The organism is Desulfoferula mesophila, from assembly GCF_037076455.1.
Classification (GTDB): domain Bacteria; phylum Desulfobacterota; class Desulfarculia; order Desulfarculales; family Desulfarculaceae; genus Desulfoferula; species Desulfoferula mesophila.
The window spans coordinates 3253245-3269922 of record NZ_AP028679.1 but is presented as its reverse complement, the minus strand read 5'-3'; the positions used below and the strand labels follow the sequence as shown (position 1 = coordinate 3269922).

Here is a 16678-nt window from a genome sequence, read left to right as displayed (position 1 = left end):
CGGGAGGTAAGCGGCACGGCCATGCGCATAGGCGACTTCAAACAGTCCTACGCCGCCGACGAAGCGGTCTTCCGCAGCGGCACGGTCCGGGTTTGGCTGGCCCTGCTCTTCGCGGCCCTGGCCGTCTTCCCCTTCCTGGCCGGGCCCTACCTGCTCTACATGGCCGACCTGACCGGCGTGGCCATCGTGGCCGCGGTGGGCCTGAACATCCTCATTGGGGCGGCCGGCCAAATATCCCTGGGCCACGCCGCGTTCGTGGGTATCGGCGCCTACACCAGCGCCATCCTGACCACCCGCCTGGGCCTGCCTTTCCTGGTTTGCCTGCCCCTCTCCGGGCTTTCGGCGGCCTTTTTCGGGGTCATCGTGGGGGCGCCCTCCATGCGCATGAAGGGCCTGTACCTGTGCATTGCCACCCTGGCCGCCCAGGTGATCTTTGACTTCATCTTCGTGCACTGGACCCCGGTGACCGGCGGCATCCGGGGAATCAACGTGCCTCCGCCGGACATATTCGGCCTTAAGCTGGACACCGAGTTCAAGTTCTACTTCGTGACCGTGCCGATCGTCATCCTGGCGGTAAGCGCGGCCCGCAACCTGTTCCGCACCCGGGTGGGCCGGGCCTTCATCGCCATCCGCGACCGCGACATCTCCGCCGAGCTGATGGGCATCAACCTGTTTCAGTACAAGCTTTACGCCTTTGCCACCAGCAGCTTCTTCGCCGGGGTCGCCGGTTGCTTGCAGGTCTATCTGCTCAAGATAGTCACTCCGGAGCACTTCCCCCTGCACGAATCCATCCGCTATCTGGCCATGATCATCGTCGGCGGTTTGGGTTCGGTGTTGGGCTCCATATTCGGGGCCATTTTCATGACCATGGTGCCCGAGGCCCTGCAAAGCGGCCTGGCCCTTTTCCAGGGCCTGGACGACAAGTTGATGAGCTACCTGTTCCCGTTGCAAACCGTGGTTTTCGGCCTTCTGATCGTGGGGTTTTTGGTCTTCGAGCCCCATGGACTGGCCGAGATTTGGCGGCGGATAAAGGATTATTTCCGGCTTTGGCCCTTTGAGCACTAGAGGCTTGGGGGATGGGCAAAGGCCGCGCAAATAAGCGGAGGGATGTCCGGCCCGGATGCGGGAGCACCGGGCGGACTTGGATTCCACTGATGGCGAGGAGGGACAGATGAAATCGTTACGGGTTACCTTGGGTCTGTTGTTGGCCCTATGCCTGCTCCTGGGGGCCGGATCGGCGTTGGCCGCCGACACCATAAAAATCACCGCCCAGCAACCCATTACCGGGCGCTTCGCCTTCGCGGGCAAGCACATCAACCAAGGCCTGGCCGATTCCCTGGCCTGGGCCAACGAACAAGGCGGGGTGGACGGCATCAAGGTGGAATACATCTACGAGGACACCGGCTACGACCTCAAGCGGGCCGTGGCCGCCTTCAAGAAGATGATGGCCAAGTACAGCCCGGTGATGGACTACGGCGAGTCCACCGGCCAGGGCAAGGCCCTGTCCCCGGAGATCAACAGCCGCTACCACGTGGTCTACGGCTCCACCAGCTTCAGCCAGGAGCTGGCCGACCGGGCCAAGAACCCCTACATCTTCGTTTCCGGACCCACCTATGCCCAGCAGTTCGGCATTTTGCTCAAGTACATCGCGGCCAACCCCAAGACCAAGGGCAAGAAGCCCACGGTGGCCTTCTTCCACAGCGACACCGAGTTCGGCCGCGACCCCATCCCCTTTGCCAGGGAGATGGCCAAGAAGCTGGGGGTGGAAGTGGTGGCCGAGGAAGTGACCGCGGTGGGCGCGGTGGACGTCACCAGCCAGCTGTTGGACCTCAAGCGCCACAACCCCGACTACTGCATCTTCCAGGGCTACGTGGTCCCGCCCATCCCGGCGATTATCCGGGGTGCCAAGGATTTCGGTCTCAAGACCACCTTCATGGGCACCTTCTGGACCATGTCCAATATGCTCCTGGACAAGCTGGGGGCCGATGGAGAGGGCTACATGGGAGTGATGCCCTATGCCTACTGGTATCACACCGAGGTGCCCATGATTAAGATCATCCAGGACTTCAACAAGCGCCATCACCCCGATGTCGCCTACCGCCCCAACAGTTACATGCAGGGCTGGTTCACGGGCATGGTCTTCGTCAAGCTGGCCAAGATGTGCAAGGCCAAGGGGCTGCCCATCACCGGCCCCAACCTCAAGGACATGATTCCCCAGGTCAAGGACTGGGACACCCAGGGCTTTGCCGGCATGGTGAGCTTCAAAAGCAGCAACGCCACCGCCGTGGGCAAGGTCTATGTGGGCAAGGGCGGCAAGTTCGTGCCCGCCTCCGACTGGATCTACCTGGATTAACCCCCAGCGGCCGGGGCGGGGCCCTAAGCGGCGCTGCCCCGGCCTCCACGCGGACGAGGCCATGCAAGAGCGGCAAGCGGACCAGGAGGCCATCCTCAAGGTCAACAACATAGAGGTGGTTTACAACCACGTGGTGCTGGTGCTCAAGGGCATGTCCCTGGTGGTGCCCAAGGGCCGCATAGTGAGCCTGCTGGGCTCCAACGGGGCGGGCAAGAGCACCACCCTCAAGGCCATCAGCGGGCTTTTGCCCCTGGAAGACGGCGAGATGACCGACGGGTGGATCGAGTTCAACGGAGAGAAGCTGGCCCAGGATCTGCCCCACGTCCTGGTGCGCAAGGGCATCTTCCAGGTGATGGAAGGGCGGCGCATCTTCGAGGACCTCACCGTGGAGGAGAACCTGACCTGCGGGGCCTACACCCGCCGCGACCGTTCCGGGGTCAAGGCCGACCTGGACAAGTGTTTTGCCTACTTCCCGGTGCTCAAAAATCGCCTGGGGCGCCTGGCCGGATACCTGAGCGGCGGAGAGCAGCAGATGCTGGCCATCAGCCGGGCCCTGTTGGCCCGGCCCAAGCTGATGATGCTCGACGAGCCTTCCCTGGGCCTGGCCCCCCTGTTGGTGGAGGAGATCTTCGCGATCATCCAGGAGATCAACCAAAAGGAAGGCACCAGCATCCTCCTGGTGGAGCAGAACGCCCAGGTCGCCCTAGGGGTCAGCTCCTACGGCTACATCATGGAAAACGGCCGGGTGGTGCTGGACGGCCCGGTGGAGCGCCTTTTGGCCGACCAGGACGTGCAGGAGTTTTACCTGGGCCTGGGCCAGGGCGGGGGCCGCAAGAGCTATCGCGAGGTCAAGCATTACAAGCGGAGGAAGCGGTGGTTGAGCTGAGCGGCAAGACCCTGGGCCAGTTCTTTCTGGAGCAGGTGGCCCGGCGCGGCGAGCAGGTGGCGCTCAGGGAAAAGGACTTCGGCATCTGGCAAGAGGTCACCTGGAGCGGCTACCGCGACCACGTGAAGCACTTTGCCCTGGGGCTCACCGCCCTGGGCTTTGGCCGGGGCGACCAACTGGCCATCATCAGCGAAAACTGCCGGGAGTGGCTCTATGCCGACCTGGCGGCCATCTGCCTGGGCGGGGTGTCCGTGGGGGTCTACCCCACCAGCCCCTATCCCGAGGTCCATTACGTGGTCAAGCATTCGGACAGCAGGTTGGTGGTGGCCGAGGACCAGGAGCAGACCGACAAGATTCTGGAGGTGTGGGACGACCTGCCCCTGGTCAAGAAAATCATCGTCAAGGACATGAAGGGCCTCAGGCACTATCCCCAGGACATCATCATATCCTTTGCAGCGGTGGAGGAGATGGGCCGGGAACTGGAGCGGGAGCGGCCCGGCTGGTTCGAACAACGGGTGGCCCAAGGCAAGGCCGATGAGGTGTGCATCATGGTCTACACCTCCGGCACCACCGGCAAGCCCAAGGGGGCCATGATCAACCACGTGAACATCGAATCCATGACCCTGGGCACCATCGAGGCCATCGGGGCCACGGACCAGGACTCGGTGGTTTCCTATCTGCCCCTGTGTCACGTGGCCGAAAAAATCTTCAGCCTGTTTTTGCCCATGTACGTGGGCTACCCGGTGAACTTCGCCGAGAGCATAGCAACCATCCAGAGCGACCTCAGGGAGATCGCCCCCTCGGTTTTCCTGGGGGTGCCGCGCATCTGGGAAAAACTGCAATCAGCCATTTACATCAACATCAAGGACTCCAGCCGCCTGAAGCGGTGGCTGTTTAAACGCTGCTACGCGGTGGGTCGGCGCATGGCCGGCGAGCGTCTGGAGGGGCGGCAACCGGGCCTGGGTTTAAGGATGGCCTATTGGGCGGCCTATTGGCTCATGCTCAGGGCCTTGCAAAACTTCGTGGGCCTGCGCAAGGTGCGTTTCTGCTTTTCCGCCGCGGCCAAGGTGAGCCCCGATGTTCTGCGCTTTTTCCACGACCTGGGCATCCGGGTCAAGGAAGGTTACGGCATGACCGAGTCCACCGGCTTGAGTTTCATCCACATGGACGACGACATTCGCATGGGCACGGTGGGCAAGCCTATCGAGGGCATAGAGTTCGCCATCGCCGAGGACGGCGAGTTGCTCAAAAAAGGCGCCCCGGTGTTCGTGGGCTACTACAAGAACGAGGAAGCCACCCGGCAGGCGATCATCGACGGCTGGCTGCACACCGGCGACATCGCGCAGATGGACGAGCACGGCCACCTGTCCATCGTGGACCGCAAGAAGGACATCATTATCACCAGCGGCGGCAAAAACATCGCCCCCAGCGAGATCGAGAACGCCCTCAAGGTGAGCCCCTACATCAAGGAGGCCATAGTGATCGGGGAGGGCCGCAACTACATTGCCGCCCTGATCCAGATCGACTTTGACAACGTGGGCAAGTGGGCCACCGACAACCACATCGCCTACACCAACTTCAAGAACCTGTCGCAAAACCAGGAGGTGAGCCGCCTGGTCCAGGCCGGGGTGGACCGGGTCAACGAGCAGTTCGCCCGGGTGGAGAACGTGCGCAAGTTCCTCCTGCTGACCAAGGAGCTGGACCACGACGACGACGAGCTCACCGCGACCATGAAGGTGCGCCGGGCCAACATTTATGAGAAGTTCGCCGGGGAAATTGAGCAGGTTTATGGCGGAGGGACAAGGCCTTCAATGAACGCAAGCTAGGACTTGCAAACCAATTTCGGCATAGCCACCAGGACAGGGAGTGTCATTTCTTTTGTGTAAGTAGCCATCCGTGGGGGACTCTGTCTCAGAGGAGGATCACGCGATGGCTATCAAGGACGGCCAGATCGAGATATCCGTCCCCCGTGACCGCCAGGGCACCTTCGAGCCCCAGCTGATCAAAAAAGGCCAGAGGCGCATCAAGGGCTTTGACGAGAAGGTCATATCCATGTGCGCCCGAAGGATGGCGGTCCGTGAGATTCAGGGTCTTCTCAAGGATGTCTACGCGGTCATGGAGGAGGTCAGGGAGTGGCAGGCCCGTCCCCTGGACCCCCTCTTCCCGTAGTGATCTTCGACGCCCTGCGGATCAAGATTCGCGACGAAGGCATGGCCAAAGTGGCTGACATCCTGATCGCGGTGGTGGACGGTCTCAAGGGCTTCCCCGAAGCCATCACGGCCATCTACCCCGAGGCCCAGGTCCAGGCCTGCATCGTGCACATGGTGCGGCACTCCCTCCCTTCCTGGCCTACCCCCCCATAGGTGCGCCAGCTGATTTACATCACCAAGGCCATCGAGAGCCTACACCGCGGCCTGGGCAAGAACGTCAGGAACCGGGGCCATTTCCCCAATGACGATGCGGCCATAAAACTGCTCTACCTGGTGATCCGGAATGTCGGCGCAAAGTGGAGAATGCCCCAGAGCGGCTGGGAGATGGTGCTAAACCAATTTGCTATACTCTTTGAAGACCGCCTGCAAATGGCGGCGTGGAGATAAAACCAATTTCAGGCGGAATGGCTCTTACACAGAAAATCTGACAGACTCGAAACCGAACGGCATTGGGGCCTTCCTTGTTTGTTTGGTGCCGGAAAAATAAGCAATCAACGCATAGGAAAGAAAAGTCATGACCGTGCAATCAGTTCTCGAGGAAACCAAGGTCCTTCTGGAGCACCTCGGCCTTAGCGAAGAACCGTTCGGAGTGTATTACTCCGACACCAAACCGGATAATGCTTTCGGGCCCAAGCCCGGCCCGCCTATCTCGCGCGAGTTGGAGGAGCAGGGCCAGGTGGACATGCAGGAGGTTTTCAAAGAGTTTTCCTGCGTCATGGGCAACGTTTGGTTGGCCCGGAAAAAGCATCGCGCCGCCTTCATTTCCCCGGAAGAGTACGGCTGCCTGGGAGGGGTGTTCTACTGCTCGATGATAAAGCCCAACCTCAGGTTCATTGAGCACTATGTGACCACGGGCTTTCCCGGCACCCCCATGCACGGCGAGCGGTATTTGCCTTCGCCCGAGGCCATGCAAAAATTCCTGGCCCAAGTAGAGCCACGCGACGCTCCCGCCAAGTACTGCATCTTCAAGCCGCTGTCCCTGTTCACGGGCGACGAGGAGCCGGAGTTTGTCATCTTTTTCGCCCGGCCCGAGGTGTTGTGCGGCCTCTTCACCCTTACGACTTTCACCACGGGTGATGTGGATTGTGTCGCCTCTCCCTTTGGCGCCGGCTGCACCAACATGATCGCCTGGCCGCTTTATTACAAAGAAAAGGGCTTGGAGAAAGCGGTGCTGGGCGGGCTTGATCCCTCGGCCAGGAAATTCATGAAGACCGACGAAATGACCTTCACGGTCTCCTGGTCCCTGTATCAGAAGATGCTGGCCGCCTTGCCGGAATCCATGTTCAACGTGGACGGCGCCTGGAAGGAAGTGCGCAAAAAGGTGGCTCGCAGCGCCAGGGCCTGGGGAGAAGAACGATAAGCCGTCGCCCGCTCACGCTGGGAGACACCGGCTTAGATATCACCGTCTCCCTGGAACGACAAAGGGGTTGGCTCATGGGGGCCGGCCCCTTTTATTTATAGACCGGTCTTGACGTGGCACCGCCCCAGATAGCCGCCCCCTGACTCGCGGCCGAATTTGATTCGGGGTGACCCCCAGACACTTGGAGCGTTTGACCCGTCCAGGTAAATTGATCGGGGGCAGCCGGCCCCCCACTCTGATATTGATGTAAACTTGGCCAACTGAACTTGAACCAGGCTAACTCACCTTTGCGCTGCAGACGGCTCCATTTCAGGCGAGAGCAAGATCAATGATTTATGATTTCAACAAGGTAATCAACCGGGACCGGACCAATTCGGTCAAGTGGGAATTTGTCGGACACCATGTGGCCGGGGCCAGGGACGACACCCTGCCGCTGTGGGTGGCGGACATGGATTTCCCTTGCGCCCAGCCGATCATCGATGCCCTGCATGCCCGGGTGGATCGGCTCATTTTCGGCTACAGCGACCCTTATACCGAAGAGTATTTATCCGCCGTGACCGGCTGGTTTGAGAGGCGCTTCAACTGGATTATCGATCCGGAGCACCTTGTCGTCGCCCCCGGGGTGGTCCCGGCCATCGGCGTCTTGCTGCGCATCCTGACCCAGCCCGGCGACGGCGTAATCATCCAGCGGCCGGTCTACTATCCCTTCACCAACATGATTACGGGCAACGGCCGCCGGGTGATCAACAACCCGCTGTCCCTGAGTGACGGCCGCTACGCCATGGACTTCGCCGACCTTGAGGCCAAGGCGTCTGATCCGGCCAACACGATGATGATCCTGTGCAGCCCTCACAACCCGGTGGGCAGGGTCTGGACTCCGGAAGAGCTGATCCGCGCGGCCGAGATTTGTCAAAAGCACGAGGTGGTTCTGATCTCCGATGAGATTCACTGCGACCTGGTCCGCCGGGGCGTGACCCAAATCCCCACGAGATTGCTCAGCGACTCCGACCAGATCATCACCTGCACCTCGGCCAGCAAGACCTTCAACCTGGCCGGGCTGCACATCTGCAACTGCATCGTGAGCAGCGAAAAGATCAGGCAGGAATGGCAGGCCGAACAGCGGGGCCGGATGGGGCTCTCCGGAGGTAACGCCATGGGCATCGCCGCCACTCAGGCGGCCTACAATCAGGGGGAGGAATGGCTGGAGCAGGTCCTGGATTACCTGGACGCCAATCTGCAATTCATGGCCGAGTTTATTGCCGAGCGCTTGCCCCAGGCCGCCTTCACCATTCCCCAGGGAACCTATCTGCCCTGGATCGATCTGCGCGGCTATGGGTTGACCGGGCCCGAGCTGGAAGAAAGGATACTTGGGCAAGCCAACATCGCCTTGGATCAAGGCTACATCTTCGGTCCCGAGGGCGAGGGCTTCGAACGGATCAACGCCGCCTGCCCCCGGAGTATTCTGACCGACTGTCTGGAGCGTATGGCCAAGGTTCTGGAGGGCTGACCGGGATATCTCCCTTCCCGGTTCGCCAGGCACCCGGGCGCCATCGAGCGATCCGCCTTGGGATTCCGCCCGGGTTGGCCGCGGGGGCCTTGGGCTGCCCGGTTTCCTGCGCCGGGCGCGAACCCCCTGGCTGGAATATTTCCACGCGATCGCTTGTAGCCGTCGGTGGCGCTGGCTCATACTAGGTGGCAGGGCAAGGGCCATCTCCGGCTGAATTTTGGTTGCTTGCACGCCGCCGGCCCTTGCCCACAGGGGAGAAGTTCGCATGGACCTTGTCTTTGACGCCACCTTCTTATCGCGCCTGCAGTTCGCCCTGACCACCATGTTCCACATCCTCTGGCCGCTGTTGTCCATTGGCCTGAGCATCTTTTTGGTGGTGCTGGAAGTGCTGTGGATGCGCAGCAAAAATCCCGTCTACTACCACCACTTCCGTTTTTGGAGCCTGCTGTTTCTCCTGAACTTCGCGGTGGGCGTGGTCAGCGGCATTCCCCTGGAGTTTCAGTTCGGGGCCAACTGGGAGCGCTTTTCCGTGGCCACGGGCGGCTTTTTCGGCTCCATCCTCGGCTTCGAGGCCACCATGGCCTTCATGCTGGAGGCGGCCTTCCTCTATCTCATGCTTTTCGGCTGGAAGCGTCTCCCCCCCAAGGCGCATCTGTTCGCCACCTGCATGGTGGCCCTGGGCGCCTCTCTTTCCGCCTTTTGGATCATGGTGGCCAACTCCTGGATGCAGACCCCGGCCGGGGGCTATTTCGCGGACGGCAAGTTCGTGACCACCGACTATTGGCGGGCCATCTTCAACCCGGACCTGCCGTGGGGATTCAGCCACATGTGGGTGGCCTGCCTGGAGACCAGCCTTTTCGTGATTGGCGGGGTCAGCGCCTATTACCTGCTGCGCGGCCGGCACCAGGAGTTTTTCCTCAAGAGCTTCAAGCTGGCCCTGCTCGCGGCAGTGTTCATCGCCCCCTTCCAGGTATGGCTGGGGGACGGCTCGGGCCGCGCGGTGGCTGAATATCAGCCCACCAAGCTGGGGGCCATCGAGTCCACCTGGGAGACCAACCCGCCCGGTGAGGGAGCGCCCTGGCACGCCCTGGCCTGGCCCGAGCCCGAGCTGCAACGCAACGCCTGGTCCATCGACATCCCCTACGGCCTGAGCCTGCTCATAACCCGCAGCTTCACCGGACAGGTAAAGGGGCTCAAGGAATTCCCCCGCCAGGACCAGCCGCCGGTGATCATCCCTTACTTCGCCTTCCGGGTGATGCTGGGAGCGGGCTTCGGCCTGGTCTTGCTCATGTTGTGGACCTTGTGGGCCTGGCGCAAGGGGCGTCTGAAGCTGTCCCGGGTGGCCGGCCAAAAGTGGCTGCTGCGGGCCTGGCTCCTGGCCATACCCGCCGCCTACGCGGCGGTGGAGACCGGCTGGATCATCCGCGAGGTGGGCCGCCAACCCTGGGTGATTTTCGGCCATCTGCGCACCATGAACGCCTCCAGCCTGCTGCCCGCCAGCCATGTGGCCGCCACCCTGGCCATGTATCTGCTCATCTACGGCGCGTTGCTGGGCGTATTTTTGTTTTTCGCCTGGCGGGTGATAAAAAAGGGGCCGGATCTCAGCCTGACGCCTCCCTACTACCAAGCCGATGGGGAGGGCAAGCCATGAGCGCGCTGCATTCTGACCTGGCCCTGGTGTGGTACCTGCTGCTGGCCTTGGTCCTGCTGCTGGTGCTGCTGTTGGACGGCCTGGACCTGGGGGTGGGCGTCCTGACACTATTCGTTAACCAGGAGGAACAGCGCGGAACCATGTTGGCCAGCGTGTCCACCATCTGGCATGCCAACCAGACCTGGCTGGTGGTGCTGGGCGCGCTGTTGTTCGGGGCCTTCCCCGTGGTCTATGGGCTGGCCCTTTCCACCCTGTACCTTCCCGTGGCCTTGATGCTCTTGGGCTTCATCTTGCGCGGGGTGTCCGCGGAATACTACGACCAGGCCGACAACCAACGGTTGTGGGGCCTGGCCTTCGGCCTGGGCAGCCTGTCGGCCACGGTGGCCCTGGGTCTGGGCTTGGGCGCCCTGCTGGCCGGGTTGCCCCTGGACGGTGGGCGCGTGAGCGGCGGTTCCTGGGCCTGGCTGAGCCCCTTCAGCGTCGCGGCCACCTTGGGGCTATTGGGCTCCTTCGTGCTATCCGGGGCTGCTTGGCTGGTGCTCAAGACCGGCGGCCCAGTGCGGGAAAAGGCCTTGCGCGCGGTGCGGGCCAGCGCCTTTTTTCTGCTCATCGCCGCCCCGGCCCTGATCATCTGGTCCTGCGGTATGCATCCCTTCCTCACCGCCAAGTGGCTGGCCTGGCCCGGCCTGTTGGTCAGCTCCCTGCCTCTGGCCCTGGCGGGGGTGTGCTTCGCGGGCCTGGTGGTCAGCCTGGCCCGGGGCTGGGATCCGGGCTGCTTCTGGCTGGCCCTGCTCACCAACCTGCTGCTTCTGGCCGCCCTGGCCGGCAGCATCTACCCCGTGGTGGTCCCGCCGGGACTCACCATATTCCAGGCCGCCGCCGCGGACATCAACTTGGAGTTCATGCTGGTGGGGGTGGGGATCATGCTGCCCCTGATGCTGGCCTACAACGCCTATCAGTATTGGGTGTTCCGGGGAAAGGTGGACCAGGGCTGAGGCCGGGGCCGGGCCGGGCTTAGCCGCCCAGGGTGGCCACCGCCGCGCCGGCCAGGCCGTGCAACCAGGCCGGGAAGACCCCCAGCCACAGCAGGGCAACCGCAATAACGGCCAGGGCCAGCGCCTCGGCCGCTCCGGCGGCTGGTTTTGGCCCGGACGGGGCCGGTTCGCCGGACGGCTCGCCCATATACATCACCGCCACCAGCTTGAAGTAATAGTAAAAGGCCATCGCCGCGGCCAGCGCGCCCAGCAGGGCCAGGACCGGATAACCGGCCTTGAGCACGGAGGTGAATAAAAACAACTTGCCCACGAAGCCGCCGGTGGGGGGCATCCCGGCCAGGGAGAGCAGACACAGCGCCAGGCAGGCGGCCAGCCAGGGATGGCGGCGGGACAGGCCGCGCAGCTCATCCAGGCGGTTGAGGTCGCCATCGTGGGGCGAGAGCACCGTCACCAGGCCGAAGACGCCCAGGTCCATCAGGGCGTAGGCGCACAGAAAGAACAGGGCGGAGACCAGGCCGCCGTAGCGCGCCCCCACCAGGGCCATGAGCAGATAGCCCATCTGGGCGGCGCTGGAATAGGCCAGCAGGCGTTTGACCCGCTCCTCGCGCAGGGCGCTCAGGTTGGTGGCCAGCATGGTGAGGGCGGCCAGCCCCCACAGGGCCAGCACCCAATAGGTCCACAGGTTGCCCGGCATCAGGGCGCACAGGCGCACCAGCACCGCCATCACCGCAGCCTTGGACCCGGCCGCCAAAAAGGCGGTGATGGGCGCGGGAGCCCCCTGGTACACGTCCGGGGTCCACACGTGCAGTGGTGCCAGGGAGAGCTTGAAGGCCAGGCCGGTCAGGACCAGACCCAGGCCCAGCAGGGTCAGGGCGCCGTGCCCGGTACCACTGGCGGCGGCCAGGCTGGGAGCGATCAGCATGCTACCGCCGGCCGCGTAGATCAGGGCTATGCCGAAGACCACCAGCGCGGAGGCCACCGCGCCCAGGATGAAATACTTGAGCCCGGCCTCGGTGGACTCGCTGCTGCCCTTGCGCATGGCCAAGAGGATGTACAAGCAGATGGACAGCAGCTCCAGGCCCAGGAAAAAGATCAGCCAGTGCGCCGCTCCGGCGGTGAGCGCCATGCCCAGACCGGCCAGGAGCATCAAGCCATATAGCTCCTCGCCCGCGAAGCCCCGCAGGGCGGCGTAGCGCTTGAGAAGCAGCAAGGCCAGCAGGCACACCAGGGCGATGAGCGCGGTGAACAGGCGGCCGTAGAGGCCCACGTCCAGCATGCCCTGGTAGGTGGCCGAAACCGGCCCGCCCAGGGCGGCCAAGCCCGCGGCCAGGCTGGCGGCCAGGGCCAGCCACCAAAGCAAACCGGAGGGCCGCCTCTGCCAAAAGGCACCCAGGCAGAAGATGAGCCCGCCGCACAGGGCCAAGATGGCGTGGGGCGCTATGACCGGCCAACCTTCAAGCATGTCTCGTTCGCCCGTCTCCCTTGATCACGGTTGGAAAATCGCCAGGGCCACTTGCTGGCCCGGGCTCATCAAGGCCTTAACCGGCCCCTCGATCAACTCCAGCACCGGGCCGGGATGCAGCCCGATGAACAGCACCGCCACGGCCAGCACCCCCAAGATGAGCGCTTCCCTGCCGTTCAGGTCCGGGGGGGGCGGGCCCGGTTGGGCGGGGCCGAAGATGGTGGCCTGCACCATCTTGAGCACGTACATCACCCCCACCGCCAGGCCCACGAAACCGGCCACCGCCGCCGCCGGGTAGGCGCGGTAGGTGCCCAACAACACCAAAAGCTCGCCCACGAAATTGTTGAGCCCCGGCAGGCCCAAAGAGGCCATGGCGAAAAACAGGAAAAAGGCGCTGAAGCGGGGCATGGCCGTCCACAGGCCGCCCATGTCCTCCAGGCTGCGGGAGTCCAGGCGCTGTTGCAGCAGGCCCGCCAGGATGAACAAAGCGGAAGTGGACAGCCCATGGTTGATCATCTGCAACACCGCGCCGCTGACGCTCATCAGGTTCCAGGCGGCCAGGCCCAGCACCACCAACCCCAAGTGGGTGATGCTGGAGTAGGCCACCAGGCGTTTCAGATCCCGCTGGGCCCTGGCGATCCAGGCGGCGTAGAAGACACCCGCCAGGGCCAGGCCCACCAGCACCGGCGCGGCCAGGGCGGCGGCCGAAGGCAGCACCGGCAGGGCCACCCGGAAGATGGCGTAGGCCCCGGTTTTGAGGAGCACCCCGGCCAGGAGCACGCTGCCCGCGGTGGGGGCCTGGGTGTGGGCCTCGGGCAGCCAGGTGTGCAGGGGCACCAAGGGCACCTTGACCGCGAAGCCGATGAGCATGGCCGCCATGAGCCAACCTTGGATATTGGCCGCCGGGGGCGCGGCGGCCAGAGCCGCCAGCGAGAAGGTGTAGGTCCCGCTCTGGGCGCCGTGGGCCGCGTAGAGGCCCAGGATGCCCAGCAGCAGCATCAGGCTGCCCGCCAGGGTGAACAGCACCAGCTTGAAGGAGGCGAACACCCGCCGCTCGTGGCCCCACATGCCCACCAGGAAGAACATGGGGATGAGCTGCAGCTCCCAGAACAGGTAGAACAGGAACAGGTCCTGAGCCAGGAACAGCCCGTTCACTCCGGTCTGCATGAGCAGCAGCAGGAGATAGTACAGACCGGGCCGCTCGTCGATCTGCCGCCAAGAGACCAGCACGCACAGCACCTGCAACAGGGCGGTCAGCAATACCAGCAGCAGGCTCACCCCGTCCAGGCCCAGGGCGTATTGGATGCCCAGGGCGGGCAGCCAGGCCCGGCTTTCGCTCAACAGCCAGGCGCCTTGTCCCGCCTGGGGCGATCCGGCCAAGGCCAGCAGGCCCGAGGTCAGGCCCAGCTCCACCAGGGAGACCACCAGGGCCGTTCCCCTGGCCGCCCTGACGCGCGCGCCGCAGGCCAACGCCAAGAGTCCTCCCCCCAGAGGGAGGAAGATCAGCAGGCTGAGTAGCGGTACGGCAAACACGTTTAATGCATCCTCACCAGGCGAACCAGGTCCAGGCCAGGATTCCCAGCACGGAAACCAGGGCCACCAACATCATGAGCAAATACAGCGACAGACGGCCGCTGCTCCACGCGGCCATCCCCCGGGAGAAAATGCTTAGCCCCTGGCCCAGGGTCATGAAGCCCAGGTCCAGGCCGCCGTCGTCGAACTGCTTCCACAGGAACTCCGCCGTGGCCCGGTAGGGCCGTACCAAGGCGATCTGGTACAGGCGATCCAGGTAGAAGGCGTTGAACAGCGCTTCGCGCCAAGGGGTCGCGGGCGGCTCTGCCTGCACCCGGCGATAGAGCCAATAGGCCAGGGCCAGGGAGGCCAGCACCCCGGTGGCGCTGGCCAGGGCCATGCCCACCTCGACGGAACTCGCGGCGGGCACCTCCAGGCGCGCGCCGGGCACCGAGGCCATGAAGCGGGCCAGCCAATGCTTGCCCGGCCCCAGGGGCACGTTCAAGAGCCCGTCGAACAGGGCCAGGGCGGCCAGGGGCCACAGCACCCAGGTGAGCAGGCGCGGCAGCTTGCCCACCTGGTCGGCGCTGGGGCCGCCATCGCGCGCGCCAAAGGCGATGAAGTACAGGCGGAAGGTGTAGAGCGGGGTGAGCAGGGCCGCCAAGAACCCGGCGGCCCAAAAAAGCTTGTAAGACAGCCCCGGCGCCACGAAGGCGGCCAGCAGGATGCGGTCCTTGGAGAAGTAGCCGCCCAGCAAGGGGAAGGCGCTGAGGCACAGCGCGCCGATGAGGAACAGGGTCGCGACGCCGGGCATCAACCGGCGCAGGTTGCCCATCTTGAAGATGTTGTGCTCCTCGTTCAGGGCCTTGATAACGCACCCGGCGGCCAAGAACAGCAGCGACTTGAAAAAGGCGTGGGAGAGCAGGTGGAACATGCCGGCCACGATGTCCGAGGCCCCCACCGCCAGGAACATGTAACCCACCTGGCTGATGGTGGAGTAGGCCAGCACCCGCTTGATGTCGCGCTGGGCCAGGGCGGCCAGGGCGGCCCACAGGGCGGTGAGCGCCCCCACCCCGGCGATGAGCCACAGCACCGGCGGCGAGGCGGCCAGCACCGGGAACAGGCGCATGAGCAGGTAGACGCCGGCGGTGACCATGGTTGCGGCGTGGATCAGGGCCGACACCGGCGAGGGCCCGGCCATGGCGTCGGGCAGCCACACGCTTAGCGGCAGTTGGGCCGATTTGCCGGCCGCCGCCCAGAAAAGCAGCAGGCCCAGGACCAGAGCCGCGCCGGAGCCCAGGGTGGCGGCCTGGGCGTTTATCCCGGTGATGGACAGCTCTCCCAGCCAGGCCAGGCACAGGGCCAGGAGCACCCCGAAAGCGATGTCGCCCAGCCGGGTGAAAAGGAAGGCCTTGCGGCCGGCCGAGGCGTTGGCCGCCTCACCGTACCAGAAGCCGATGAGGGCGTAGGAGCAAAAGCCCACCCCCTCCCAGCCCAGGTACATGAACACCAGGCTGTTGGAAAGAGTGACCACCAGCATGGCGAACACGAACAGGTTCAGATACACGAAGTAGCGCACCAGGCCCGGGTCGTCGCGCATGAAGCTGGCGGAGTAGAGGTGGATGATGGTGGCCACGAAGGTGACCATCAGGGCCATGAGGGCGGCCAGGGAATCGTAGTGCACGTCCATGGCGGCGTGGAGCGGGCAGAGCTTGATCCAGGCGAACAGCGTCAGGTCGTGCGCCGCCGCGCCGCGCAGCGCCAGGGCGGCCACCGCCGCGCCCAGGGAGACCAGCACCGCCGCGCAGGCGGCCAGGCTCACCCCCTTGCGGGAGAGCGCCCTGCCGGCCAGGGCGTTGAGCAGCGCGCCGCTAAGCGGCGCCAGAAGCATTATGAGAATCAGCGCCCGCATGCTAGTTCCCCAGCATCCGGTAATCGTCCGGGTCCAGACTGCCCCGCCGGGACCAGGCGTAAGTCGCCAGGGCCAGGCCCACGGAAACCTCGGCGGCCGCTATGGCGAAGATGAACAGCACCAGGGCCTGGCCGTCCAGGTTTTGCCAGCGCAGGGAGCCGGCCACCAGGGCCAGCCCGGCGGCGTTGAGCATCACCTCCACCCCGATGATGATCATGAACAAATTGCGCCGGGCCACCACGCAGGCGGCGCCCAGGATGAACAACAGGGCGGCCAGGGCCAGCACATGTCCCAGGGGCGCGATCATGATATGCCCCCCTTTTTGCTCCTAAAGGCGTGGCGGCCCAGATAGAGCGCCCCCACCAGGGCCACGAACAGCAGCAGCGAAACGATTTCCACCGCCAGCCAATATTTCTCGAAAATGAATCCTCCGAAGGCCCGGGGCGACACCGAGGCCAGCTTGAGCCCCTGGCCGCTCACCGGGTCGCTGGCGATGAGGGCGGCCATGATGATAAGCAGCGCCAGCCCCAGGAGGGCCGCCGGTATCCATTGGCGCACGTAGCGCCAGCGCTCGCCGCCGCTTACCGGAACCGCCAGGGTGACCACGATGAAGACGAACAGCACCATGATGGCCCCGGCGTAGATGATCACCTCCAAGGCCGCCAGCAGGGGGGCGCCCAGCAGATACAGCAGCATGGCGGTGCCCACGAAGGAGATGACCAGATGCACCACCGCGTGCATGAGATTGCGGCTGATCACGGCCAGCAGGGTGGCGACCAGCACCAGCAAGGCCAGAACGTAAAATATGGCGCCCGGTATGCTCATCATGC

13 protein-coding genes and 1 pseudogene are annotated in these 16678 nt (G+C 64.1%); 9 read left to right on the top strand and 5 right to left on the bottom strand.

Annotated features, from left to right (window positions below; all coding sequences use genetic code 11):
* Positions 1-21 precede the first annotated feature (21 nt).
* The 9 genes and pseudogenes from AACH32_RS14980 to cydB all read left to right on the top strand — a co-directional run bounded on the left by AACH32_RS14980 (position 22) and on the right by cydB (position 10962).
* Positions 22-1065, top strand: a complete 1044-nt coding sequence (locus tag AACH32_RS14980) for a branched-chain amino acid ABC transporter permease (protein ID WP_338601168.1) — start codon at positions 22-24, stop codon at positions 1063-1065.
* A 106-nt stretch (positions 1066-1171) separates the two neighbouring features.
* A complete protein-coding gene (locus AACH32_RS14975; protein ID WP_338601165.1) occupies positions 1172-2353 on the top strand; it encodes an ABC transporter substrate-binding protein in 1182 nt (393 codons plus the stop codon).
* 61 nt (positions 2354-2414) lie between these two features.
* On the top strand, positions 2415-3239 hold the full coding sequence (locus AACH32_RS14970; RefSeq protein ID WP_338601163.1) for an ABC transporter ATP-binding protein: 825 nt from the start codon (positions 2415-2417) through the stop codon (positions 3237-3239).
* On the top strand, positions 3227-5065 hold the full coding sequence (locus AACH32_RS14965) for an AMP-dependent synthetase/ligase (protein ID WP_338601160.1): 1839 nt from the start codon (positions 3227-3229) through the stop codon (positions 5063-5065). Before AACH32_RS14970 ends, AACH32_RS14965 begins: the two co-directional genes overlap by 13 nt.
* Before the next feature lie 115 nt (positions 5066-5180).
* A pseudogene (locus AACH32_RS14960) lies at positions 5181-5836 on the top strand (transposase); the annotation flags it as partial.
* A gap of 127 nt (positions 5837-5963) precedes the next feature.
* Complete coding sequence (locus tag AACH32_RS14955) at positions 5964-6809, top strand: DUF169 domain-containing protein (RefSeq protein WP_338601157.1); 846 nt, start codon at positions 5964-5966, stop codon at positions 6807-6809.
* A 328-nt stretch (positions 6810-7137) separates the two neighbouring features.
* The gene (locus tag AACH32_RS14950; RefSeq protein WP_338601155.1) at positions 7138-8316 is read left to right on the top strand and encodes a MalY/PatB family protein; all 1179 of its coding nucleotides are present in this window, start codon (positions 7138-7140) and stop codon (positions 8314-8316) included.
* Positions 8317-8581: 265 nt separating this feature from the next.
* Positions 8582-9967 (top strand): cytochrome ubiquinol oxidase subunit I, encoded by a 1386-nt coding sequence (locus AACH32_RS14945; RefSeq protein ID WP_338601153.1) that lies wholly within the window; start codon positions 8582-8584, stop codon positions 9965-9967.
* Positions 9964-10962, top strand: coding sequence for a cytochrome d ubiquinol oxidase subunit II (gene cydB / locus AACH32_RS14940; protein WP_338601150.1), 999 nt, complete (start codon positions 9964-9966; stop codon positions 10960-10962). The genes AACH32_RS14945 and cydB overlap by 4 nt, the downstream gene beginning before the upstream one ends.
* 19 nt (positions 10963-10981) lie before the next feature.
* Here the strand turns inward: cydB and AACH32_RS14935 are convergent, their stop codons facing one another.
* The 5 genes from AACH32_RS14935 to AACH32_RS14915 are packed head-to-tail and all read right to left on the bottom strand — an operon-like array spanning position 10982 to position 16673.
* A complete protein-coding gene (locus tag AACH32_RS14935) occupies positions 10982-12424 on the bottom strand; it encodes an NADH-quinone oxidoreductase subunit N (RefSeq protein WP_338601147.1) in 1443 nt (480 codons plus the stop codon).
* Positions 12425-12448: 24 nt separating this feature from the next.
* Positions 12449-13957, bottom strand: a complete 1509-nt coding sequence (locus AACH32_RS14930; RefSeq protein WP_338601145.1) for a complex I subunit 4 family protein — start codon at positions 13955-13957, stop codon at positions 12449-12451.
* Positions 13958-13970: 13 nt separating this feature from the next.
* Complete coding sequence (gene nuoL, locus AACH32_RS14925; protein ID WP_338601143.1) at positions 13971-15848, bottom strand: NADH-quinone oxidoreductase subunit L; 1878 nt, start codon at positions 15846-15848, stop codon at positions 13971-13973.
* Between the two features lies 1 nt (position 15849).
* Positions 15850-16155 carry an NADH-quinone oxidoreductase subunit NuoK gene (gene nuoK / locus AACH32_RS14920; RefSeq protein ID WP_338601141.1) on the bottom strand — a complete coding sequence of 102 codons (306 nt, stop codon included), beginning with the start codon at positions 16153-16155 and terminating at the stop codon, positions 15850-15852.
* Positions 16152-16673: an NADH-quinone oxidoreductase subunit J family protein gene (locus AACH32_RS14915; protein ID WP_338601139.1), complete on the bottom strand. Its 522-nt coding sequence runs from the start codon at positions 16671-16673 to the stop codon at positions 16152-16154. Before AACH32_RS14915 ends, nuoK begins: the two co-directional genes overlap by 4 nt.
* Between the last annotated feature and the right edge of the window lie 5 nt (positions 16674-16678).